This is a genomic window from Streptococcus macedonicus ACA-DC 198 (assembly GCA_000283635.1).
GTDB lineage: Bacteria > Bacillota > Bacilli > Lactobacillales > Streptococcaceae > Streptococcus > Streptococcus macedonicus.
Genome location: HE613569.1, coordinates 1,803,304 through 1,827,497 on the forward strand (window position 1 = coordinate 1,803,304; position 24,194 = coordinate 1,827,497).

Annotated in this window: 25 protein-coding genes and 1 pseudogene; 7 read left to right on the plus strand and 19 right to left on the minus strand. The window is 38.6% G+C overall.

Annotation, left to right across the window (positions count from 1 at the left end):
* Nucleotides 1-274: 274 nt before the first annotated feature.
* Nucleotides 275-1,531: an ISL3 family transposase gene (locus tag SMA_RS09025; RefSeq protein WP_014295262.1), complete on the minus strand. Its 1,257-nt coding sequence runs from the start codon at nt 1,529-1,531 to the stop codon at nt 275-277.
* 182 nt (nt 1,532-1,713) lie between these two features.
* Entirely contained in the window at nt 1,714-2,559 is an 846-nt protein-coding gene (gla, locus tag SMA_RS09030; protein WP_014295263.1) for an aquaglyceroporin Gla, read from the minus strand.
* A 121-nt stretch (nt 2,560-2,680) separates the two neighbouring features.
* Between gla and SMA_RS09035 the strand changes: the two genes are divergently transcribed.
* Nucleotides 2,681-4,972 (plus strand): Xaa-Pro dipeptidyl-peptidase, encoded by a 2,292-nt coding sequence (locus SMA_RS09035; RefSeq protein WP_014295264.1) that lies wholly within the window; start codon nt 2,681-2,683, stop codon nt 4,970-4,972.
* Between the two features lie 321 nt (nt 4,973-5,293).
* Here SMA_RS09035 and SMA_RS09040 read toward each other — a convergent pair whose 3' ends face one another.
* From SMA_RS09040 to SMA_RS09070, 7 genes are read right to left on the minus strand one after another with little or no spacing between them, the layout of a single operon-like run.
* On the minus strand, nt 5,294-6,946 hold the full coding sequence (locus SMA_RS09040) for an ATP-binding protein (protein ID WP_014295265.1): 1,653 nt from the start codon (nt 6,944-6,946) through the stop codon (nt 5,294-5,296).
* Nucleotides 6,939-7,616 carry a winged helix-turn-helix domain-containing protein gene (locus SMA_RS09045; RefSeq protein WP_014295266.1) on the minus strand — a complete coding sequence of 226 codons (678 nt, stop codon included), beginning with the start codon at nt 7,614-7,616 and terminating at the stop codon, nt 6,939-6,941. The genes SMA_RS09040 and SMA_RS09045 overlap by 8 nt, the downstream gene beginning before the upstream one ends.
* Nucleotides 7,613-8,266: a phosphate signaling complex protein PhoU gene (gene phoU / locus SMA_RS09050; RefSeq protein WP_014295267.1), complete on the minus strand. Its 654-nt coding sequence runs from the start codon at nt 8,264-8,266 to the stop codon at nt 7,613-7,615. The genes SMA_RS09045 and phoU overlap by 4 nt, the downstream gene beginning before the upstream one ends.
* On the minus strand, nt 8,263-9,012 hold the full coding sequence (gene pstB / locus SMA_RS09055; protein ID WP_003066483.1) for a phosphate ABC transporter ATP-binding protein PstB: 750 nt from the start codon (nt 9,010-9,012) through the stop codon (nt 8,263-8,265). The genes phoU and pstB overlap by 4 nt, the downstream gene beginning before the upstream one ends.
* Nucleotides 9,005-9,883, minus strand: coding sequence for a phosphate ABC transporter permease PstA (gene pstA / locus SMA_RS09060; RefSeq protein ID WP_014295268.1), 879 nt, complete (start codon nt 9,881-9,883; stop codon nt 9,005-9,007). The genes pstB and pstA overlap by 8 nt, the downstream gene beginning before the upstream one ends.
* Nucleotides 9,884-9,885: 2 nt before the next feature.
* Nucleotides 9,886-10,731, minus strand: a complete 846-nt coding sequence (gene pstC / locus SMA_RS09065; RefSeq protein ID WP_014295269.1) for a phosphate ABC transporter permease subunit PstC — start codon at nt 10,729-10,731, stop codon at nt 9,886-9,888.
* A 10-nt stretch (nt 10,732-10,741) separates the two neighbouring features.
* The gene (locus SMA_RS09070; protein ID WP_014295270.1) at nt 10,742-11,623 is read right to left on the minus strand and encodes a substrate-binding domain-containing protein; all 882 of its coding nucleotides are present in this window, start codon (nt 11,621-11,623) and stop codon (nt 10,742-10,744) included.
* A 251-nt stretch (nt 11,624-11,874) separates the two neighbouring features.
* Between SMA_RS09070 and SMA_RS09075 the strand changes: the two genes are divergently transcribed.
* Nucleotides 11,875-12,174 (plus strand): YbaB/EbfC family nucleoid-associated protein, encoded by a 300-nt coding sequence (locus SMA_RS09075; RefSeq protein ID WP_014295271.1) that lies wholly within the window; start codon nt 11,875-11,877, stop codon nt 12,172-12,174.
* 44 nt (nt 12,175-12,218) lie between these two features.
* Here the strand turns inward: SMA_RS09075 and SMA_RS09080 are convergent, their stop codons facing one another.
* The 3 genes from SMA_RS09080 to SMA_RS09090 all read right to left on the minus strand — a co-directional run bounded on the left by SMA_RS09080 (nt 12,219) and on the right by SMA_RS09090 (nt 14,219).
* Complete coding sequence (locus tag SMA_RS09080; RefSeq protein ID WP_014295272.1) at nt 12,219-12,923, minus strand: MerR family transcriptional regulator; 705 nt, start codon at nt 12,921-12,923, stop codon at nt 12,219-12,221.
* A gap of 102 nt (nt 12,924-13,025) precedes the next feature.
* Nucleotides 13,026-13,613, minus strand: coding sequence for a 3'-5' exonuclease (locus SMA_RS09085; protein WP_014295273.1), 588 nt, complete (start codon nt 13,611-13,613; stop codon nt 13,026-13,028).
* 72 nt (nt 13,614-13,685) lie between these two features.
* A complete protein-coding gene (locus SMA_RS09090; protein ID WP_003066496.1) occupies nt 13,686-14,219 on the minus strand; it encodes a DUF536 domain-containing protein in 534 nt (177 codons plus the stop codon).
* A 221-nt stretch (nt 14,220-14,440) separates the two neighbouring features.
* On the opposite strand from SMA_RS09090, the gene aao reads away from it, so the two are divergent.
* The 3 genes from aao to SMA_RS09105 all read left to right on the plus strand — a co-directional run bounded on the left by aao (nt 14,441) and on the right by SMA_RS09105 (nt 16,349).
* Nucleotides 14,441-15,613, plus strand: coding sequence for an aminoacetone oxidase (gene aao / locus SMA_RS09095; RefSeq protein ID WP_014295274.1), 1,173 nt, complete (start codon nt 14,441-14,443; stop codon nt 15,611-15,613).
* A gap of 129 nt (nt 15,614-15,742) precedes the next feature.
* Nucleotides 15,743-16,012 (plus strand): 30S ribosomal protein S14, encoded by a 270-nt coding sequence (gene rpsN, locus SMA_RS09100; protein ID WP_014295275.1) that lies wholly within the window; start codon nt 15,743-15,745, stop codon nt 16,010-16,012.
* 130 nt (nt 16,013-16,142) lie between these two features.
* Nucleotides 16,143-16,349 carry a winged helix DNA-binding protein gene (locus SMA_RS09105; protein WP_223246320.1) on the plus strand — a complete coding sequence of 69 codons (207 nt, stop codon included), beginning with the start codon at nt 16,143-16,145 and terminating at the stop codon, nt 16,347-16,349.
* On the opposite strand, the gene SMA_RS09110 is transcribed toward SMA_RS09105, so the two are convergent.
* The 5 genes from SMA_RS09110 to tsaB form a co-directional block, all read right to left on the minus strand.
* Complete coding sequence (locus tag SMA_RS09110; protein ID WP_014295276.1) at nt 16,338-16,664, minus strand: branched-chain amino acid transport AzlD family protein; 327 nt, start codon at nt 16,662-16,664, stop codon at nt 16,338-16,340. The two genes, SMA_RS09105 and SMA_RS09110, sit on opposite strands and share 12 nt — an antisense overlap.
* Entirely contained in the window at nt 16,654-17,349 is a 696-nt protein-coding gene (locus SMA_RS09115) for an AzlC family ABC transporter permease (RefSeq protein WP_014295277.1), read from the minus strand. Before SMA_RS09115 ends, SMA_RS09110 begins: the two co-directional genes overlap by 11 nt.
* Before the next feature lie 93 nt (nt 17,350-17,442).
* Complete coding sequence (gene tsaD, locus SMA_RS09120; RefSeq protein WP_014295278.1) at nt 17,443-18,453, minus strand: tRNA (adenosine(37)-N6)-threonylcarbamoyltransferase complex transferase subunit TsaD; 1,011 nt, start codon at nt 18,451-18,453, stop codon at nt 17,443-17,445.
* 9 nt (nt 18,454-18,462) lie between these two features.
* Entirely contained in the window at nt 18,463-18,885 is a 423-nt protein-coding gene (rimI, locus tag SMA_RS09125; RefSeq protein ID WP_039671221.1) for a ribosomal protein S18-alanine N-acetyltransferase, read from the minus strand.
* Nucleotide 18,886: 1 nt separating this feature from the next.
* Nucleotides 18,887-19,576, minus strand: coding sequence for a tRNA (adenosine(37)-N6)-threonylcarbamoyltransferase complex dimerization subunit type 1 TsaB (gene tsaB / locus SMA_RS09130; RefSeq protein ID WP_014295280.1), 690 nt, complete (start codon nt 19,574-19,576; stop codon nt 18,887-18,889).
* A 180-nt stretch (nt 19,577-19,756) separates the two neighbouring features.
* Between tsaB and rpoY the strand changes: the two genes are divergently transcribed.
* Together rpoY and rnjA are read left to right on the plus strand one after the other, a co-directional pair.
* Complete coding sequence (gene rpoY, locus SMA_RS09135) at nt 19,757-19,987, plus strand: DNA-directed RNA polymerase subunit epsilon (protein ID WP_014295281.1); 231 nt, start codon at nt 19,757-19,759, stop codon at nt 19,985-19,987.
* A gap of 1 nt (nt 19,988) precedes the next feature.
* Nucleotides 19,989-21,671, plus strand: coding sequence for a ribonuclease J1 (gene rnjA, locus SMA_RS09140; RefSeq protein WP_014295282.1), 1,683 nt, complete (start codon nt 19,989-19,991; stop codon nt 21,669-21,671).
* 264 nt (nt 21,672-21,935) lie between these two features.
* Here the strand turns inward: rnjA and SMA_RS09145 are convergent.
* Nucleotides 21,936-22,568: pseudogene (locus SMA_RS09145) on the minus strand (COG3942 and LysM peptidoglycan-binding domain-containing protein).
* 186 nt (nt 22,569-22,754) lie between these two features.
* A complete protein-coding gene (gene gltD, locus SMA_RS09150) occupies nt 22,755-24,194 on the minus strand; it encodes a glutamate synthase subunit beta (RefSeq protein WP_014295283.1) in 1,440 nt (479 codons plus the stop codon).

Consider the following 24,194-nt stretch of genomic DNA (forward strand, 5'->3'; position numbering starts at 1 on the left):
AATAAGGACTAGATCTTTTCTATTTTAGAAAAAATTATTTAGTTTGACAAGAAATTATGCGTTTTTAAGAAATTTTTGTATAAAAAGTACCCAACTTCTTTATTTATACAGTGATAATTTACAAAGTTCAAGAGATTTAGGGATAAAATTGGTGAAGAGCATATCAAAAACATAAGAATAGTGATGAAAAACTTTAGCTAACAGAGTTTCTCATGCACGAATTGATTAGATATTTTATTAGGGCTCATTGTCAACTGTAGTGGGTGACTTATCACTAACATCTAGAGAGAATCAGATTGGTTCTCTCTATTTTGATGTTCAAAGCGATGAGAATTTTAGTTTTAAAGTTTTTGAAGTTTCGAAAGCCGAAAGCTTGACGCTTAATGTCCTTGATGAGTTTGTTAGTGGCTTCTAGCTTAGCGTTAGAATAAGGGAGCTCCAGGGCGTTTGCAATGTAGGATTTGTATTTCTTGAAGGTCTTAAAGACAGTGGTAAATACAGGATTGACAAAGGGAAGGTTGTCGTCAATCAGCGCCATAAAATGGTCGGTATTCTTCTCTTGAAAATGGAATAATAAGAGTTGATACAGCTCATAGTAATAACGGAATTCGTCCGATAAATCTAGAATCTTCTTAACAATTTCTTTCGGAGTCAAGGTTTGGCTAAAGGTTCGTAAATAAAAGCGTTTATCAGAAAGTTTGCGACTGTCTTTCTGGAGTATTTTCCAGTGATTTTTCATAGCTCGATAAGGGAGAGACTTTTTATCAAAGCTCTTCATGATGGTAATTCGAGTGCTCATCATAGCTCTGCCAAGGTGTTGGACAATATGGAAGCGGTCGAGCACGATTTTGGCTTTAGGAAATAGCTGTTTCAGGATTGGAATATAAGACCCAGACATGTCCACAGCAACGACTTTAACCGCCTCACGAACAGCTCTAGGATAGCGATAAAAGTAGTTTTTGATGGTGGTTTGTCGGTTGTTTTCAAGGAGAGTGACAATTTTTCTGGTTTCAAAATCTTGAGCAATGAAAGCTAGTTGTCCCTTGTTTCGAGAAAATTCATCTACTGATAGAACCTCAGGAAGACGAGTAAAGTCTTCCTTGAAGGTGAAAGCTTCCAGCTGACGTTGGACAAGAGATACTGAAAGGTGGAGTCTCTTAGCGATGGCAGTATTAGTTAACTTTTCGGTATGGTATTGTGTGATTTTCTGGCGGACAGGCTTTGAGATTTGGCAATGTTTCTTGACTAAGCTAGTCTCAGAAACCGTCACACGACGACAGCCCTTACATTGAAAGCGTCGCTTCTTGAGTTTGAGGACCGTTGGTATGCCTTGGACGTCAAGGATTGGGATGGTAGAGGCTCGTTGAAAGTCATACTTGCTCATCTGACTTTTGCAGTGAGGGCAGAGTGGAGGCTGATAGTCTAGGCTAGCCTCAATCGTGATGTGGGTATCAGCCTTAAAAACCGTCTTGATTTTAATATTTTTGTCTTTTAATCCGATGAGTTCTGTGGTATTCTTAAGTTGTTCCATAAGGTGTTCCTAATGATGGTTTAGTCGCTTTTCATTATAAGTCTTATGGGGCTTTTTTGATACACTGAAAAAGCTCCATAATCTCTGTGGGGGATTTACCCACTACAGAAATTATAGAGCCTTTATTAGCACCAATCAAAAATAAAAAAAGGAAACCCGAAGGTCTCCTATATGTCTCATTCTTATAGGTACAATAGTTTGAATAAGGCTACTGCTGCGATACCTGCAAGAATTGGAGCGATAACTGGTACCCATGAATACCACCATTTAGAATCGCCTTTGTGTTCACCAAGAACTGATTTAGGAAGCAAAGCATGGACGATACGTGGACCAAGGTCACGTGCAGGGTTAAGACCAGGACCAGTAGGACCACCAAGTGATGCAACAAGTGTCATTACAAGGAAACCAAGTCCCAAGTGAGCAACAGCAAGTGAACCTGTTGTGTAAGGTGCAATTTGGTTTGCTGCTGTAGTAGCGTCATAACCGTAGTCAGTCAATTTTGCAACTAATTCAGCACCGAAGTAGTTTTTAGTAAGTGCCATAGCACCGAAGAAAAGTACGAATGAACCTACGAACTCATTCAAGAAACCATTAATCCAAGCAACTTTGTGGCTTTCTTTTGTACCATCGTCAACAGCTGAGATAGTTGAGAATGAACCAAGGATAGCATTTGGATTTTCAGTTTTAAGGTAGTATGGTTTGTGTGTCATAACGACAAGCAATTGACCAAACATTGCACCAAGTAATTGAGCAATGATGTATTGTGGAACGTGTGACCAGTCAAACAAACCTGAAACTGCAAGTGCAAGTGTGAAGGCTGGATTGATGTGGTTACCTGAAACGTTACCAAACATAAGCGCAGGAATCATAACACCAAAACCATAACCAAGTGCGATGATAACCCAACCAGAGTTATTTCCTTTTGTACCTTTAAGTTCAACATTGGCAACAGCACCATTACCAAGAATGATAAGTAAGGCTGTCCCGATAAATTCTGTGATGTATTTCACAGTCCATGTAACATCCATGTTTTTTTTGTTTCCTCCGAAAAAAATATAGTTTAGACAACTAACATTTTATCAAGTATAATAGATAATGTAAAGGTTATCTGTAAAATTAAAACGTTTACTTTTTAGAAGGGAAAGTTTCATGAAATATAATCAATTTTCTTTCATTCCAAGACCTATCGCTATTGCAGAGCAAGAGTTGCAAGCCTTGGGATTTGATATTACCCACCAACAAGCTGATAAAAAAGCTCTTGAAAATTTCTGCCGTAAGATTTTCTTTAATTACAAAGATACGGACTACCCACTTCATCAATTAATTGCTGATTTTGAGACAGATTTATTAACATTTTTTAATTCTGAACGTCCATTGACAGCGGATATTTTTTACACTATTTCACTACAACTTCTCGGATTTATTCCGCATGTTGATTTTACAAATACAACTGACTTTTTAGAAAAAATTGCCTTTCCGATTAATTATCAAAAAGGACACATCCTTGAGGCGCTTTATCATTTGCTAGTTAGTCGCCAAAAATCCGGTATGACCTTGCTTGATGATTTAATTAGTAAGGGACTTATTCCAGTAGATAATAATTATCATTTTTTCAATGGCAAATCACTAGCAACGTTTGATACAACTGATTTGATTCGTGAAGTTGTTTATGTGCAATCACCGCTTGATACTGACCAAGACGGACAACTCGATTTGATTAAGGTCAATATTATTCGCCCTAAAACAAGCCACCAATTGCCAACCATGATGACAGCTAGTCCTTATCACCAAGGAACAAATGTCGTTGCTAACGATAAAAAACTTTACAAAATGGAAGGTGATTTAGCTGTAAAACCAGCACGAACAATCAACGTTGAAACACGTGACTTTGAACCGTTAGCTGCTCCTGATGTTGACCTTCCTATCGGAGAAAGTGAAGAACGTTTCAATTTTATTGACCCCTACACGCTCAATGATTATTTCCTTGCACGTGGTTTCGCAAATATCTACGTTTCTGGGGTTGGAACTGCAGGCTCTGACGGTTTTATGACCAGCGGAGATTATGCGCAAGTGGAAAGTTTTAAAGCAGTCATTGATTGGTTAAATGGAAAATCAATCGCCTTTTCTAGCCATTGTCGTGATCAAAAAGTTGTTGCTGATTGGGCGAGTGGACTGGTTTGTACCACTGGAAAATCTTATCTTGGAACTATGTCAACTGCTCTAGCAACGACAGGTGTTGAGGGGCTGAAAGTTATCATCGCTGAATCAGCTATTTCATCTTGGTATGATTATTATCGTGAAAATGGGTTGGTTTGCAGCCCTGGGGGCTATCCTGGTGAGGACCTTGATGTGCTGACTGAATTGACTTATTCACGTAATTTGCTGCCTGGCGATTATCTTCGTAATAATGCACATTACCAAGAATTCCTTGATGAGCAATCTGCACAACTCGACCGTGCTTCTGGTGATTACAATCAATTTTGGCATGACCGTAATTATCTGCCACACGCTGACAAGGTTAAAGCAACCTGCGTATTCACTCATGGACTCCAAGACTGGAATGTCAAACCACGTCATATTTTCAATATTTTCAATGCCCTTCCAGATACTGTCGAAAAACACGCTTTTCTTCACCACGGTGAGCATGTCTACATGCACAACTGGCAATCCATTGATTTCCGTGAAAGCATGAACACTTTACTTTCTGAAAAAATGCTTGGACAAGATAATCATTTCGTTTTGCCAACACTTATCTGGCAAGATAATAGCCAAGAACAAGCTTGGACAAGCTTAGCTGAATTTGGCAGTAGCAATCAAGCAACTTTAGCCCTCGGTACAGACCAAAAAATCATTGACAATCATTACGCCAAAGCTGAATTTGAACGTTATAGCAAGAATTTCAGAACTTTCAAGAGTGAGTTATTTACTGGAAAAGCAAATGCCATTTGCCTCGATTTACCGATTAAAAACGATTACCATATCAATGGGCAAATCACTTTACACCTAACCGTCAAATCTAGTGAAAATAAAGGAATTCTGTCTGCCCAAGTCCTAGACTATGGCGAAAAGAAACGTTTTAAAGATGTTCCTTCTGTACTTGATTTATACGCTATTGATAATGGATGCAATTTCTCACGTGAAGCTCTCAAAGAATTGCCATTTACCAAAGCCAAAGAACGTGTCATCACAAAAGGTGTTCTAAATCTTCAAAATCGTACAGATTTGTTAACAATCGAAGATATTCCTGCAAATGAGTGGATGACCTTTGATTTCACCCTTCAACCAAGTATCTACAAATTGGAAAAAGGCGACACTCTCCGTGTGCTTCTCTACACAACAGACTTTGAGCACACTATCCGTGACAATAGCAATTATATTTTGACAGTTGATTTAGACAAATCAAATTTGGAAATTCCTATAGAGAATAACGTGGGTCTTTGACACATAAGCATCCTCCTATCATTCTCAGAAGAAAAAATCCTTTCTAATCTATCACATAGGTTTCCAAATTTTAATAAGAACCCTGCTTACTTTGAAAAATCAAAGAATATCATCTCATACAAAAACCTCCTCTATATCTTATGAACAAGAGGAGGTTTTTGTGTTTTTATACTCAACGAAAATCAAAATTAGACTAGGTGACGTAGATTCAGATAGAACTCCGTTATTTTATAATTTGGAATAATAAGCTAAAAACTTCCGTTGAAGATTTTCACACCTCAAATCAAGTCACAAACGTCTGAGTTTAATTTTCAAAGAGGGTTACTTATAAAAGGTCACAGTCATTTTAGTTCCTAATCCCAGCTGACTTTCCACCTTAATATCAGCATGATGTTGATTGACTGCGTGCTTAACAATGGAGAGCCCCAAACCAGTGCCACCCAACTTCTTCGAGCGACTCTTATCAACTCGATAGAAACGCTCAAAAATGCGTTCCTGCTCATCTTTAGCGATACCAACTCCAGTATCCTGTACTGTCAGAACAATATCGTCCTCATTCGAGGTGACATTGACAGTCACATCCCCCTTATCACGGTTATAGATGATAGCATTATCACAAAGATTATAAATCAAAGAATGAATAAGGGCATAGTTACCAGTAATATAAGCTGGTTCCCCTAATAAATGCAAGTTGATATGACGTTCATTTGCCTTAGCAGATAGACTATCTAAAACTTCCTCTGATATCTGATAGAGATTGACGGGTTCCATAGCTAACTCTTCTGACTCATCAAGATGTGACAGTTTAATAATATCTTCTACCAACTGGATCATACGTTGAGACTCACTGTGGATTTTCTCAGCGAATTGTGGAACATCTTTTTGCGCAACAACATCACTAGCCAGCATTTCAGAATATCCAGAAATCAAATGTAACGGCGTTTTCAGTTCATGAGAAACGTTTGCCGTAAATTCGCGGCGCAGCTGCTCTGCCTGAAGCTGATCTGTAACATCAAAGAAAAGAATTGCTAAACCAGTCACCTTATCCTCAGACTGAATAGGACGCACCATAACTTTGTAATGCGCGTCATCTAATTGCAAAATCCCTTCTTGTTTGCGCCCCTGAAGACCTTTTTCTAGCCAATTATTTAGTGACAGGTTACGGAGAATTTGCAATATATCTTTACCCAAACAAGTTTGATCAGTCTGCAAAATATCCTGTGCTGCTTGGTTAATACTGATGATACGACAGTTATTGTCTAACAAAATCATGCCTTCTTTAATTTTAGAAATAATGGTATCAAATTCTGATTGACGTTGTTCTAACAAAACTTCTCGCTCAGTGACCTCCTTTTGATGTCTGGCAATCCGTCTTAGAAGGGGTGAAATTTCTTCATAGGCATCATTTTCAAGCGGATGGTCAAGATCCAGTCGATTCAATGGTAACACAATACTCTTAGCAATAGAGTGTGAAAGCCACAGAGAGAGTAAGAAGGCCAATACAAGAATAAGGAAAAAAGGCTGGAACATCCGAAACAAAAGCACTAAAATACTGTGTCTAGTAACAGATAAGCGAATAACGGTTCCATTATCCAAGCGCTGAGCAGAATAAAGTGACTGAGTAGTTAAGGTTTTCGAGTATCGAACACTCTCACCATAACCATCTTTCAAAGCTTCTTTGATTTCTTCTCTATTAGCATGATTGTCCATGATCTGTGCATCAGACTCATTATCATAGAGAACTTTTCCTTGATTATCAACCCAAGTGATTCTGACATTTGACATCTTGAGCTCATTAAAATAGTCTTGGCCTTCCAGAGAAACCCCTTGAGCAGCTAAGGCTGTTTCTGTCTGCAACTGTTCCTTTTGTACTTGAGTAAAGTAGCCATAAAGCAAGCCAACAACCATAAATAAAGTTACAAGAAGAACGCCTAGCGTGGCAAAAAAAGTTGAACGAAAGATTTTCTTAACCATCTGTTACCTCCAAACGATAACCAACACCACGAACTGTCTTAATCAGATGACTAGCATCTCCAAGCTTCATGCGAAGGGTTCCAATATGAACATCAACTGTCCGTGTTTCTCCGATAAAGTGTTCTCCCCAAACTTTATCCAAAAGTTCTTGCCGCGTAAAAACACGGCCAGGATTTAACATCAATAAAGATAGCAGATCAAATTCTTTCAAAGTTAATTCGATTTTTTGTCCATTATTTCTAACCGTGTAATTCTTTGCATCCAAAGAGAGGTTTTTTATTGTCAAATGAGTTTCCTGTTCCTGATTGGATGTACGTCTGAGAACTGCTTTGATGCGAGAAATCATTTCCATCATACCAAACGGCTTAACCAAATAATCATCGGCACCCAAATCTAATCCTTTGACCTTATCAAATTCTGTTCCTTTCGCAGTTGTCATGATTACTGGAATATCTTTTGTCATGCCAATTGATCGTAAGGATTTTAAAATGGTCAGTCCATCATCTACAGGCAACATGATATCTAACAGTATAAGCTTAGGTTGCTCTTCTTCCATGGCTGTCCAAAATAGAACGGAGTCAGGAAACCCCTGAGCCTCAAATCCTGCTGTTCGTAAAGTATAAAGCATCAGTTCTCGAATATCATCATCATCTTCAACGCAGTAAATCATGTTTCTTCTCCATTCAGTTCACCAGTGATTGAAAAAATTACCCACTTAGCGACATTGACGGTATGGTCACCAATTCTTTCCAAATATTTGGCAATCATCAAAACATCAATAGTATATTCACCATCATTTCCAAGTTCAGCAATATGGGCAATTAAACTTGCCTTTATTGTATCAAATTCTTTATCCACTGTGACATCTTTTTGGATAACTTTTAAAGCTAAAGTCTCATCATCATGGACAAAGGCATCCACACTATCTGTTACCATATGAACAACGTGTTTGACCATTTGCTTGAGATGACGAAACTCAGCTCCTTCATGAACATGACCATCACCAATAATATCAACAATTTCAGCAGATTGAGCACCAATACGCTTCATATCATAAACCATTTTCAAAGCAGCTGAAATACGTCGCAAATCCTTGGCAACTGGCTGTTGACGAAGCAGTAACTTAAGACATTGTGATTCAATATCTCTTTCCATCTGCTCAATTTTTTGATAAGTTTTGCCAACATCATTAATCAGATGCTGATCATTTTCACTGATGGGCATTAAGGATTTTGAAATAATTTCCTCACATAACGACCCCATCAAAATTAAATTGGTATTGAGTGCATGCAGTTGATTTTCAAAGGCTGAGCGTATCATCCGAATCTCCCTGTTATATAATTTTCTGTGCGTTCGTCTTGTGGCATTGAAAATAGTTGGCTTGTTTTATTGTACTCAACAATTTCGCCCAATAAGAAGAAGGCTGTCTTGTCGGAAATCCGCACAGCTTGTTGCATGTTGTGGGTCACCATGACGATAGTATATTTTTTCTTGAGTTCAATAACCAAATCTTCAATTTTTGCTGTTGAAATCGGATCTAAGGCACTTGTTGGTTCATCCATGAGGAGAACTTCAGGTTCAATGGCCAAAGCTCTAGCAATACAAAGCCGTTGCTGTTGACCACCAGACATACCAAGAGCAGATTTATTGAGGCGATCTTTGACTTCATCCCATATAGCGGCTTGTTTTAAGGAACGCTCCACAATTTCATCCAATTGAACTTTATTGTGAATACCGTGAGTTCTAGGTCCAAAGGCAATGTTGTCATAGATGCTCATCGGAAATGGATTGGGTTTTTGGAAAACCATACCTACTTTTTTACGAAGGACATTGATATCTAAATCGCGGTAAACATTTTCTTTATCTAATGTGACCTCTCCGGTAATACGGCAATTTTTCACCAAGTCATTCATTCGGTTAAGACTTTTCAGCAAGGTCGATTTTCCACATCCTGATGGACCAATGAAAGCTGTAATTTCATTGCTGGCAATTTCCAGATTAATGTTTTTTAAAGCTTTGAAGTCTCCGTAGTAGAGATCCAAATTTTTAATTTCTATTTTATTCATCGCTTGTTTTACTTCCTAATCGTCTAGCAATCAAACCTGACACTAGATTAATGACAATAACTAATACTAAGAGAACCACTGCTGTAGCATAGGTTTGATTGACATAAAGTCCCTCTCCTGAGATAGCATACATATGTACAGCCAAAGTCCGTGACGAACTGAAAATACTTTTCGCCACTTCAGCAACCGTACCTGCTGTAAAAATCAAGGCGGCTGATTCTCCCACAATTCGCCCAATCGCTAAAATAATTCCTGAAAAAATTCCTGGCATGGCGCTAGGAAGGACAATTTTAAAAATTGTCCTAAGTTTACCCGCCCCAAGTGCAAAAGCCCCTTCACGATAGAAGTCTGGTACTGAAAGCAAAGCTTCTTCTGTTGTTCGCATAATTAGTGGCAAAATCATGATACTAAGTGTAACAGCTCCTGACAGCAAGGAAAGTCCCATGTGAGCGAACTTAACAAAGAAAAGAGCGCCAAACAGTCCATAGATAATGGAGGGAATCCCAGAGAGCGTTTCAGTTGCAATCCGGATAACACTAACAAAAGGGTTATCACGACGCGCATATTCTACCAAGTAAATAGAGGCCCCTATACCAATAGGTACGGCAACACTTAATGCCAAAATGGTCATAAAAACCGTATTGATTAATGCTGGTAACAACGATACATTCTCACTATTGTAAGTCCAATCAAACAAACTCATGTTTAAATTGGGCAAGCCTTTGACCAGAATGTATCCGACCGTTAAAGCAATTCCGACAAATGTTATCAAGGCAGCACCATAAACTAACAAATACAACATTAATGATACCAGGTCCCGTCGGCGTGACTGCCAATCTTGCTTGAAGCTACGGTGATTGATATTTTCCATGTCTACTCCTCTTTATGTAACAACGAAAAGCTGATGTTAATGATTAGGACAAATATAAAAAGAACAACAGCTGTCCCTATAAGAGCCTCTTTGTGAAGACCACTAGAGTACCCCATCTCCATAACAATATTGGTTGTCATAGTTCTGACCCCCGATGTCAAGGAATCTGGCAAGACAGCTTGGTTACCTGCAACCATGATAACTGCCATAGTTTCCCCGATTGCGCGTCCAATCCCTAAAATGACAGATGCCAAAATTCCCCGCTTAGCTGCTGGCAGTACTGCAAAAAAGATGCTACGCTCATGGGAAGCCCCCAGAGCTAAACCACCTTCATAATAGGATCTAGGAACAGCACGAATAGCAGCCTCAGAGACACTGATAATAGTTGGTAAAATCATCAAACCAAGCAAAATTGAAGCGGTAAGTACCCCCATTCCAAAGCCACCAATGTTATCACGAACAAAGGGAACTAAAACAACCAAACCAAAGAAACCATAAACAACCGATGGTATCCCTGCCATGAGGTTAATAGCCGCCTTGAGCGGTCTATAGATGGCTTCTGGACAAAAAGAAGACATAAAAACCGCTGTCAAAACTCCAACAGGTACCCCAATAATAAGCGCCCCTGCTGTCACATAAAGTGAACCGACAATCATTGGAAAAATACCAAAAAGGTTGTTAGCCGGTCTCCATACAGTTCCGAAAAGAAAGTTACCTAAACCAATTTGATGAATAGCAGGAATCCCACTCCAAAACAAAAAGATGCAGATTAGTAGCACGGATAGAACAGAAATGCAGGCGGTAAGGAAAAATACCGCTTGCATCATTTTTTCTTTTGTATGATTCATTCATGACCCCTTAGTCTGAAAGACCGTCCCAGCTTGTTGTCTTACCTGTAAAAATAGTCTTGACTTGTTCGCTTGTTAAGCCATCAACTTTGTTATCTTTATTAACAATAACAGCAATACCATCTATCGCAATAACTGTTGAGCTGACTCCTTTAGATGTTTCTTCATCTTTCAAATCACGTGACGCCATTCCAATATCAGCTGTTCCCTCGATTGCATTTGTGATACCTGTTGAGGAGTCGCTTTGTTGAATCTCTACTTCAACCTTAGAGTTGACTTTGCTATAAGCTTCTTTTAATTTTTCCATAACTGGTGTGACAGAGCTTGATCCTGAAACCACAACCTTGCCAGAATCAACTGAAGATTTATAGGCTTTGGTATCGTCAAGTGGAATGTAACCATTTTCTTCTACGACAGCTTGACCATCAGAGCTTAAAATAAAGTTGATGAAATCTTGAGCAGCCTCACTTATCTTATCTTTAGTCACAATGTTAAATGGTCGAGAAATCTTGTAGCTTCCGGCTTTAATATTGGCAACACTTGCCTCAGTACCATCAATTTTCAGAACCTTGACGGTATCATCCAAAGAACCTAGCGAAGTATAGCCGATAGCTGATTTATCTCCAGCTACTGTCGTTAGCATAACAGAGGTCGAGTTAGTAACAATGGCTTTGTCCGTTGTTAAATCAACTTTTTCACCATTTTGCTCTTCTTGAACTCCGAAAAGTTCTACAAAAGCACCGCGTGTCCCTGACCCATCTTCACGGGAAACAACGCTGATGTTACCAGATGCAGATGAAGAGTCCCCGTTTGATTTGCTACAAGCTGAAAGTCCCACTAGAGCTGTTAAGCCAGCTAGGGCCAATACCGAAAACAATTTACATTTTTTCATGATGTTCTCCTTTAAATTCTTTACAATGACCATTATAGAAAGCCAACATCAAATCTATTACCATAATTTTGTAAAGTTTTTGTAAAATCATCACCAAACGCTCACTCTTATCACACAGTTAAAATAGGCAGTTACTTCAAAAAATGCTATAATAAATAAAGCTTTAAGAAATACTCAAAAAGAAACATAAGGCAATAAAAATTTACACATAGGGTCTAACCCCTTGCTACGAAAGGAATCACAAAAACATTATGATGAACATGCAAAATATGATGCGTCAAGCTCAAAAACTCCAAAAACAAATGGAGAAAAAACAATCTGAACTTGCTAGTACAACTTTCACTGGAAAATCAGCTCAAGATTTAGTTGTTGTTGAGTTTACAGGTGATAAAAAATTAGTGAACATTACTTTTAAAGATGCTATTGTTGACCCAGATGATGTTGAAACACTTCAAGACATGACAACACAAGCTATCAACGATGCACTTTCTCAAATTGATGATGCCACACAAAAAACACTAGGCGCATTTGCAGGAAAATTACCATTTTAATGACATAATCAAAAAAAGCTCAAACCTTAAAAGGTTCGAGCTTTTTAAGCTTCTTTTGCTGTTTCTAAACAATAAGATTTTTCATGACAATGTGGGCAAGTTAATTTTCGCGTTTTAGGAGTATGAAGAGCAAATGCGAATTCCCTATACGTTGGTTGGAAAAGTTGGTGGCAATTGGGACAGATATAAGCTATTTTACGTGAATAATGATAAGACAATGTTAATAATGTGCCAACATACACCAAACCAATACCGATACCAACACCTTGCCAAACAACACAAAGAAAAAAAATAAGGATCGTTGCTAGAATACTAATCCACATCCGTTTTTGCAAACGACGCCAAGCTAATTGATTTTTCATGGTAAGAGAAATGTCTGATAAAAATTCTAGCGACTGACCTGTTTGATTTTTTACCCTATCAAGCAAGTTGACAGTAGTGTCAAGTTTGGCTTTCTTCTCAGCAAGCTCACGCTTTGTTTCCTTGATATGCTCAACAAGCAATAACTCTAAAACTTGCCTTGCATTTTCCTCAGCAAACAGCCGTTTTATCTGTTCAATTGAAAAATCAAGTTCCCGTAAAAAACAAATCATGCGCAACTGTTCCAAATCACTATCCACATAGATTCGCCGTCCACCTTCTGTCAAATCAGATGGCGATAAAATACCACGTTTATCATAATATTGGACCGTGCGAACTGAAACACCTGCCAACTTCGCCAAATCACCAGTTGTATAAGAGTGAGACATCCCTTTCACCTCCTTTCTGCCCTTATTATAGGACACGCCCCAACGTCACAAGCAAGGGGTTACCCTAGATGATTTTTTATTTTTTAAAAAATAGTAGAGCTTTTAGCTAAAAAAGCCATCTAAAGCTGCAAAAGGATTGTCACCATGCTCTTCTTCTTGCTGATTCAAATAAGATTTATTCTCATCAAATTCCATGAACTTTTCGTAAACAAGCGCAGTCATGCGAGCATCTTCAAGTGAATTATGACCATGTCCTGAAATACCTAAAAGTTCAGCAACACTTGCCAACTTAAGATTGGCAATTCCATTCAAGTCTGTGCTACGACGTTCAAAAGCCTCATCATATAAATCAACCTTGTAAAGCTCTGTCAAGTCTAATTCATTTTCAGCAAGCAAAGGCAGGTCTGATTTTAGCGCATTATAACCAACCAAAGCAGTCTCTCCAACGAATGTTTTAAAGTCAGCCAGCACTTCATCAAGCTTTGGAGCGTTAGCAATTTTTTCTGATGTAATCCCTGTCAATCCATTAATAAATGACTGCAATGGCACATCTGTGTAAACATAGGTGTCAAAGCTGTCAACTTCGTGACCTTCTTTGAATTTTACTGCTGAAACCTGAATAATATGACTTTTCTCGGCAACCGTATTAAATTCCAAATCAAATGCAATGTACTCTGCTAATTTCTCCATGATACCTCCTAAAAATGAGTTTATAAAATAAAACTGGAACTTTTGTCCCAGCTTCCGATAAATTTCGAGTTCTTATTTTCCACCAAAAAGACGCGCTAGGAATCCCTTTGGAGCTGCTTCTTCTTGAATTTTTTCTTCTGACTTCGTTTGAATTTCTTCGACTTCAGCCTTAGCTTCATTAAGTTCAAGCTGAAGGCGCTTTGTGTCTTCCATGGCTGCAAGCGTCAATTGTTGTTGCTGATCAAGCTGCTTGTCTTTTTCACTAATTTGCACATCTTTAACACGAAGCTGTTCATCTTTTGAAGCAAGCTGTTTATCCTTAGCTTTGAGTTGCTCATACAAACGTGTAATTTCAGTATTTTTTTCGTCCACTAAAATTTCTAAAAGTTCGCGTTGTTTTGTTTCTTCATCAATTGGCTCATCTTCAAAAATGGTTGTTTTGTAGATTTCTTCCAATTTAATCAAGCCACTTCGGTTGACAACGGTAACTCCCTTTTCATTTTTATCGACATCTTCTTCTGGCAGACTCTTGACACGATTGTTAACCGCTTGGCGGCTAACTCCTAGAATCTCAGCCAGCTCGCTAACTGTTTTCTCAATTGCCATAATATCCTCTTTTACGTTGAAATTTCTTATGAAAAGGATAACATAACAGTCTATAATTGTCAATTTTTACCAAGTTTCTGGTGCACTTTTTACTTGATATTAACTTGTTTTTTAGAACTACTGTCAAGTTTTTGTCATTTTCTGTAAACGTCCTGACTTTCCTTTCACAATTCCCATTACTTGCTTATCAAGATAGCAATATTTTATGCTACAATAGTTATATGAATACATACGATACAATTATCATTGGCGGCGGTCCCGCTGGTATGATGGCTGCCATTTCAAGCAGTTATTATGGCAATCAAACATTACTTATTGAAAAAAATAAACGACTCGGCAAAAAACTAGCTGGAACGGGTGGTGGACGTTGTAACGTCACTAATAATGGTACCATTGATGACCTCATGGAAGGCATTCCTGGAAATGGACGCTTTCTTTACAGTGTCTTTTCACAATTTGACAACCACGACATTATTCGATTTTTTGAAGAAAATGGCGTTGCTTTAAAAGTTGAGGACCATGGGCGTGTGTTCCCAAAAACTGATAAATCAAAAACGATTATTGATGCTCTTGCCCATAAAATCAATGAACTCGGTGGCACCGTTTTAACCAATACTGAAGTTGTTTCTGTCAAGAAAATCGACAACCTTTTCCACGTCAAATCTGCGACAGATGAGTTCATCTGTGAAAAACTCATTATCACAACAGGTGGCAAAGCCTATCCTTCCACAGGGTCAACAGGTTTTGGTTATGAGATTGCTAGGCATTTTAAACTCAATCTTACAGAACTTGAAGCGGCTGAAAGTCCATTATTAACAGATTTTCCACATAGGGAACTTCAAGGAATCTCTCTTGATGATGTTTGTTTGAGCTATCAAAAACACCGTATTACACATGATTTGCTCTTTACGCATTTTGGTTTGTCTGGACCTGCCGCACTACGCCTATCAAGTTTTATCAAGGGTGGCGAAACCATTACACTTGACCTTTTCCCAAAACTATCCACAGAAGAGCTACACACATTTTTAGCGGAGCAGCGTGAGAAATCCCTCAAAAATGCTCTTAAAGTGCTTCTTCCAGAACGATTAACTAGCTTTTTAGCACAGTCATTTCCCGAAAAAGTCAAACAACTAACGCCACAACAAGAAAAAGAACTTGTGGATAACATCAAAGAGCTGCCGATTAAAGTAACTGGAAAAATGTCACTGGCAAAATCTTTTGTAACTAAAGGTGGCGTTGATTTGAAAGAAATTAATCCCAAAACCCTTGAAAGCAAGCAAGTCCCAGGACTTTACTTTGCTGGTGAAGTGCTTGATATTAATGCCCACACAGGTGGTTTTAACATCACTGTGGCGTTATGCACAGGCTGGGTCGCTGGAAGTTTACATTACTAACAATTGTTGAGAAATCCTTTTGTGGGTTTCTTTTTTAAAAAATATTTAACTATTTAAGCTTTTCTCTTGCTTATTTCCTCAAAGCTGTTATAATAAATATCGTTAACCAGTTAAGAAAAGGGAGACATTATGGCTAAAAAATCAAAAATTGCTAGATACAACCGACAACTAAAACTCATTGAGCAATATGCCGACTTACGTCGTGAATTGAAGGCAAAAGGCGATTACGAAGCGCTTCGTAAATTGCCACGCGACTCAAATCCAAATCATTTGAAAAATCGTGACCGCATTGACGGACGCCCACACGCATACATGCGTAAATTCGGCGTTAGCCGAATCAACTTCCGTGACCTTGCTCACAAAGGACAACTTCCTGGCGTCAAAAAAGCCAGCTGGTAATCCTCAAAAAAATAGAAAGACAAAAGTTTTTATCACACAAAAAGCTGGGATGTCCCCAGCTTTTTTAGTTAATAATAGTAAGTATAGAAACAATTATCCACAGCTAAATGTGGAAAATTAGCAGGTAAATTTGACGATTCAATTGCTTGAAAACCAAATTTTCGGTAAAAGTGCTGTTAACCAGAAAATCAAACGTGTTTATCCAACAGAAAAAGCCATGGACATTTATCCACAGCTTCACGAATATGAACAAAAGCAATCTGATTTTCTTTTATCAAACTTATCCACAGAAGAAATTGCTCAACTCAAACAATTAATGGCAAAATTAAAATATTAACCGTAAAATCGCCATGCTAACAATTCCTGTAATGACGGCATATAATAAATTTTTAGATTTTAAGGCGACATAAAAAGTGGGAAGACTGGCTAGAACTTCCAAGTCCTTTACTTGTGGCAAATGACCAATTTCAACGTCAAAAAGACTTGAAAACATCAAAGCAAATAAAATGGAAACGGGCAAATATTTCAAAAAACGAATGACAATTTCGGGCAAGCCTTTATATTTTACCAAGATAAAAGGGGCAACTCGCGGAACCCACGACACAACAAATCCTAAAAGAATGGCTACCAAAACATAACTACTAACGCTCATCCAACATTACCCCCACACTACAACCAATTAACGTTGATACTAAAACCGCTAAGGCACTTGATAGAAAAACAGCACAGACTAAAAAACTAATAGCCACAGCTGCTAGTACAAGCAATAGTTTTTTAATGCCTTCACTCAACATCGCATCAAATTGAAAGACAAGTAAACCAATAAACATACCAATCAGAGCAAAATCAAGCCCAAAACTTTCTGGATTTGGGATAATACCTCCTAGGAGTGTCCCTACAATTGTGGATAAAACCCATGCTGCATAACTCAGTACATTATTACCATGCATCCAGCTAGCTGCAATTGATTTATTGTGAACATTTTCTCCCAACAAAACACCATAACTTTCATCTGTAATTAGGCTAGCTATCCCAATGTTATTGAGGAAGCTTGTTTTGGTAAAAATAGTTGTTGCATGCAAACTCATCAACATATTACGCAAATTAACTAAAAAAACGGTCAACGTTACTGAAGCTAAATCAGCATGAGCAAGCAACATGGCACACATGGCAAATTGAGCTGAACCACCATAGACCAAAAGACTCATCAAGCCAACTTCTAAAGCTGATAATCCTGAAGCAGACGCCACAATTCCAAAAGCTAATCCAATCGAAATATAACCCAAAGCCGTTGGAAGCGCAGCTTGAAGTCCCGCTTTAAACCCTTTTTCCTGCATACAAACTCCCTAAATATTAAATAAGCAGAGAACTCATATAAAGTCTCTGCAGCCACTCGTTGTTCAAATAATTTTTCTATTATCTTCATCTTTCTAATCCAAACTATCAAAAACTAAACTTGGTTTAGCATTTAAGTCTAAGTCAGCAAAGTGCCCTTTATCGTATTCAATCGCTGCTGCTAACGAAATCATGCCGGCATTATCGCCACAAAGACGTAATGGCGGAATGACAACTTCTGCTTCTGTAATTTCATCTGCCAAACGTTCACGCAAGCCTTGATTAGCAGCCACACCACCAGCTACAACGAGTGTTTTGACAGGATATTTTTCCAAAGCTTTTTTTGTTTTCGCCATCAAAACATCCAAAATGGCAGCTTGAAATGATGCTGATAAATTTTCTTTTGAGAGTGTTTCACCTTTTTGCGCAGCATTATGGTGTAAATTAATAAAAGCTGATTTCAAACCTGAAAATGAAAATTCGAGGTTATCTTCTTTAATCATGGCACGCGGAAAATCATAAATATCCTTTCCTTGATGTGCCAATTGGTCAATTTCACGTCCAGCAGGATAAGTCAACCCCATAACACGACCAACCTTGTCATATGCTTCACCAACAGCGTCATCACGCGTTTCACCGATAATTTTATAATCACCAGGTTCAGACACATAAACCAATTCTGTGTGTGCACCAGAAACCAATAATGCCATTAATGGATAAGTTAATTCTTTGACTTGACGAGCTGCCATCAAGTGCCCAGACATATGATTAACAGGAATCAATGGCAAATGGTTCGCCCAAGCAAAAGCTTTAGCAGCAGCCATCCCCACTAAAAGTGCTCCAACCAAGCCAGGACCGTAAGTTACAGCAACCGCATCAAGGTCACTCGCTTCAATTCCTGCCGCATCCAAAGCATCTTTGAAACACATTGTAATCACTTCGACATGGTGACGACTAGCAACCTCTGGCACCACGCCACCAAAACGCTTGTGACTTTCAATTTGACTAGCAATAATATTGCTCAAAATCTCGCTTTCATTTTTTAAAACGGCAACACTTGTTTCATCACAAGAGCTCTCCACAGCTAAAATATATCTATCGTTCATTTATCTTTTCTACCTCTCATTACCTTCACGCTTCATGATAATCGCATCCTCAATTGGATTATGGTAATATCGCTTACGCTCACCAATCACCTTAAATCCAAATTTTTGGTACAAAACTTGTGAAGAAGTATTTGATGCTCTCACTTCCAAGAAAATTGGAAAGTCAATCTGGTCTAAATTAGTCAATAACTGACTGCCTAAACCACAACCTTGATAAGCTTTCTTAACCGCAATATTTGTGATTTCTATTTCGCCAAAAAGTTGCTGAATTGCCAGAAAACCAACCATTTCCTTGTCTTTCTCCACAAAAAAATAATCCACACTATCCTGCTGCATATCTGCTAAAATTTGCTTTTTTGTCCATGGTGACACTTCATAGACATCAGACAAAATAGCATAAACAGCAGTCACTTTTTCTGATAAATCTTTCATGTTAGATACGTTTGACATAATCTGCAGTTGAATCTTCTTTATGCGTTTTAAGCCAGTTTTCCTCTGCTTCCACACGTTTAAGATAATTTGGTACAAAACTGTCAACATCAGCTGGTTCAAGACTTTGACCATATTTTCCAATAGCATAAGCTGATGGCAAAACAGGTGAAATAACAGCTTGTGGTAGAGCTTCTTCAATCTGGTCGCTGAAATTATCCACTTCACCAACAAATATAACCTTAGCTTCAGCCTTAACGGCTTCTAAAACAGCTGTAAAACTCATGTGTTGGTCTGCTTTAACAGGCTGACCATTTTTATAAAAACCAGCATAAACATTATTACGACGGGCATCCATGATAGGAACAACCAAGCCATCAAAATCAGCTGCCGCAGCAAGTGCATACAAACTTGACACCCCTACTAACTCAATATTTAACGTATATGCCAACGTTTTAGCTGTCGCAACCGCCACGCGCAAACCAGTATAAGACCCTGGACCTTGCGCTACAACAATTCTATCTAAATCACTTGGTTGCAAATCCACAGATGTCATCAAAAAATCAATCGCAGGCATTAATGTTATACTGTGATTTTTTTTAATATTGATCGTTACATCAGCTAACAAATTCTTGTCATCTAAAATGGCAACAGACAAAGCCTTACTTGAAGTATCAAAGGCTAAAACTTTCATAATTTAAATTCCCCCACTTGATTATACCTCTTATTTTATGATATAATTTTAATAATTGCAACGAATCAAGGTTAAATCAATTACTCGGAAAAATTTCATAGATGTTTGTCAAGTAGATGTAAAGCTATTTGGCAGGTTTTTTGTAGTTTGATTAGCCACAGGTATAAAGAAAGGAAAACTATGATTTATAAAGTTTTTTACCAAGAAACAAAAGAACGTAACCCACGCCGTGAGCAAACTAAGGTGCTCTACTTAGACATTGATGCCACAACTGAACTCGAAGGACGCATCAAAACACGCAAACTCGTTGAAGAAAAAACACCTTACAACATTGAATTTATTGAACTTCTATCAGATAAACACCTAGCTTACGAAAAAGAAACAGGTGTCTTTAAATTAACGGAGTTATAACATGTCACAAATCAATTTAAAACCCGAAGAAGTTGGGGTTTACGCAATTGGTGGTCTTGGAGAAATCGGAAAAAATACTTACGGTATTGAGTACAAAGATGAAATTATCATCGTTGATGCTGGTATCAAATTTCCTGAAGATGATCTTCTCGGAATTGATTATGTCATTCCAGATTATTCTTATATCGTTGAAAATATTGACCGTATCAAAGGGCTCGTTATTACCCACGGTCATGAGGACCACATTGGTGGAATCCCATTTCTCTTAAAACAAGCTAATATCCCAATCTACGCTGGACCATTAGCCCTTGCACTTATCAAAGGAAAATTGGAAGAACACGGACTTCTCCGTGATGCTAAACTCTATGAAATTAATGCTAACACAGAATTAACATTTAAAAACCTTAGCGTTACTTTCTTCCGCACAACCCACTCAATTCCAGAACCTCTTGGAATCGTTATCCATACACCACAAGGTAAAATTGTCTGCACAGGGGACTTCAAATTTGACTGGACACCAGTTGGTGAGCCAGCAGATATCCACCGCATGGCTGCCCTTGGTGAAGATGGTGTTCTCTGTTTATTATCAGACTCAACCAACGCTGAAATTCCAACCTTTACAAATTCAGAAAAAGTCGTTGGACAATCTATCATGAAGATTATTGAGGGCATTCATGGACGTATTATTTTCGCGTCATTTGCTTCAAATATCTTCCGTCTCCAACAAGCTGCCGAAGCTGCCGTTAAAACAGGACGTAAAATCGTTGTTTTCGGACGTTCTATGGAAAAAGCCATTGTCAACGGTATCGAACTTGGTTATATCAAAGTTCCAAAAGGAACATTTATCGAACCAAGCGAACTCAAAGACTATCATGCTAGTGAAATCTTAATCATGTGTACAGGTAGTCAAGGGGAACCAATGGCTGCGCTAGCACGCATTGCCAATGGTACACACCGCCAAGTTACACTACAACCTGGTGATACAGTTATCTTCTCATCTAGCCCAATTCCTGGTAACACAACAAGTGTTAATAAACTGATTAATACTATCCAAGAAGCTGGTGTTGAAGTTATCCACGGTAAAGTCAACAATATCCACACATCTGGTCATGGTGGTCAACAAGAGCAAAAACTCATGCTCCGCTTGATGAAACCAAAATACTTCATGCCAGTTCATGGTGAATACCGTATGTTGAAGATTCATGCTGGTTTAGCAATGGACACAGGTGTTCCAAAAGATAATATCTTTATCATGGAAAACGGTGATGTCCTAGCTCTTACAGCTAATTCAGCTCGTCGTGCTGGACACTTCAATGCTCAAGACATTTATGTTGATGGTAATGGTATTGGAGACATTGGTGCTGCTGTGCTGCGCGACCGTCACGATTTATCAGAAGACGGTGTCGTTCTTGCTGTCGCAACTGTCGATTTTGACACACAAATGATTTTAGCAGGTCCTGACATTCTCAGCCGTGGATTTATCTACATGCGCGAATCAGGCGACCTCATCCGTGAAAGTCAACGTATTCTTTTCAACGCGATTCGCATTGCCTTGAAAAACAAGGACGCAAGCATTCAATCTGTTAACGGTGCTATCGTTAACGCACTTCGTCCATTCTTGTACGAAAAAACAGAACGTGAACCAATCATTATCCCAATGATTCTCACACCAGATGAAAAATAGAATTAACGAAGCTGAGACAAAAGTGCTCAGCTTCTTTGTTTACGAATGATAAATGACAAAACGCAGAAATCGGGAACAAATCAGTTTAGGTCAGTAGCTGAAAACTAAGACTAGCTAAAAAATCAAATCTCTTTGAAGTTACCGATTTGCTTTTGAATTTTTAAGTCCATGAATAAAGTCACATTTTCCTCTTTTCCACAACTTATCCACAAAAATAAAGCAGCTTGATTTTTCAAACTGCTTTTTCTATGCTTTAAATTGATATCAATAAGTCGTTGGATAAATGTAGCTAACTGTGCCTGCTGTTTGGCTATTTGTTGGGTCAAACCAGCCACGGTAATTATCAATCCATTGTTTATCACCGTAGTTTGATTCTAGCACTTGAATTTCACCGCTGACACTAACAGCTGTTACATACGCTACGTGTCCGTAACTGTCAGGGTCAGTCCAACAAATAATCGCTCCAACCTCTGCTTGCGTTCCGACAGTATATCCTTGCAAGGCAGCATTAGCAGCCCAATCACCAGCATTCCCCCCCAGTTAGTTACTTGCCCATGTCGCTAACTCTTTAACTCCCCATGTGTATTGACCAACTGGATAAGTATTATCACTATTTGTACTAGTCTCTGTTGCTACTTCTTCAGTTGACGTTGTTTCTACCGAAAATTGGTCTGGTACTTGAAGTGTCTGACCAGGGACAATCGTATCATAAATTGACACGCCATCCAAAGCAGCCAAATCATAAACATCCATACCGTACAATTGCGATACACTATAAAAAGAATCTCCACTTTGTAGTGTATAAGTGTCAGCATCTGCATTTACTTGTAAAAATAGCAAAGCTCCTGAAACTGTTGCTGTTGCTAAAGCTAATTGTGTTTTTCGATTCATAAACATCCGTCTCCCAATTTTGATTACCATTAGTATATCAAGGAATTGTTACAAATTGTATAAAACCATGTAAGCGCTATATTTCAATTTATCACATCTTAAATATGACCATAAAGGCGCCATTGTCCATAAACCTAAAGACTATCTTGAATCCAAGCAAAAAACTCGCCATAAAAGCGAGCTTTCTTAGTTTTATTGTGCAACCATGATACGAAGACCTTGGTCGATTTTTTCTGCAGCTTTGCGTCCTTCGCGGATTCCCCAAATTACAAGACTTGGACCACGACGTGCATCACCAGCAACAAAGACACGGTCATTATTTGTTGAATAGTCATCATAGACACTTTGAACTCCAAACTGTTCAAATAATGATTTTTCAGCACCTGTGAATCCCATTGCTAGTAAAACAAGGTCTGCTTTGATGATTTCTTCAGTTCCTTCAATTGGTTTGAAACCAGGACCAACTTTGATAGTCTTAGCAGCAATGACTTGACCACGGTCAGCACCGATAAATTCAGTTGTTGATGTGGCATAAGTTGTCAATTCTGTATCTTGTACGAAATTGGCTTCTTCTTGCCCATAACCGACGCGTTTAATCATTGGGTACTGTGGCCATGGATTTGTTGGTAAGCGTTTTTCTGGCGGTTCTGGAGTGATTTCAAGCTGTTTAACACTTGCTGCACCCAAACGAACAGCCGTACCGATACAGTCATTACCTGTATCCCCGCCACCAATGACAAGAACATGTTTGCCTTCAAGCGTTGGACCAAGTTTTTTATTATCAGAAGCAAGGACATTTTTAGTCGTTTCAGTTAAGAAATCAACCGCAAAACGCACACCAGATAGATGACGACCTGGGACATCCAAATCACGCGGAACACTTGCACCAGTTGCAAGAACAACACGGTCATATTGTTTCAACAAGTCATCCGCTGTTACATCACGTCCCACTTCCGTATTGGCAACAAAATTAATACCAAGTTTTTCCATCAAATTAATACGACGTTGAACAATTTCCTTATCCAATTTCATATTTGGAATACCGTACATCAATAGTCCACCAAAGCGGTCACTACGTTCATAGACAGTTACTGTATGACCTAGTTTATTAAGGCGCCAAGCAGTTGAAAGCCCTGCAGGTCCAGAACCAATAACAGCAACTTTAAATCCTGTTCGGTAGGCTGGACGACCTGACTCCTCTACCCAACCATTTTCAAAAGCTGTATCGATGATAAAGCGTTCATTATCATGGATAGTGACACCAGAGCCATTGAGAGCTTCTGTACAACCTTTTTCACACGGCGCTGGACAAACACGTCCAGTCATTTCGGGTAAAGGATTTGTACGTGAAAGGCGCTCAAAAGCACGTTTGTAATCGCCTTTATAAAGCAAATCATTCCATTCAGGAATCAAGTTGTCATTTGGACAACCTGAAACCGCACGTCCACCACCATAGAATTGTCCAGAATGACAGAAAGGAATCCCACAAGCCATACAACGTGCGGCTTGTTTTTGACGGTCCTCTTCTGACAACGGAACTTGTAATTCCTCAAAGTCCAAGATGCGTTCAGCAACAGGACGAAACGGATTATCTTTACGTTCATATTTCAAAAATCCAAATGGATCAGCCAT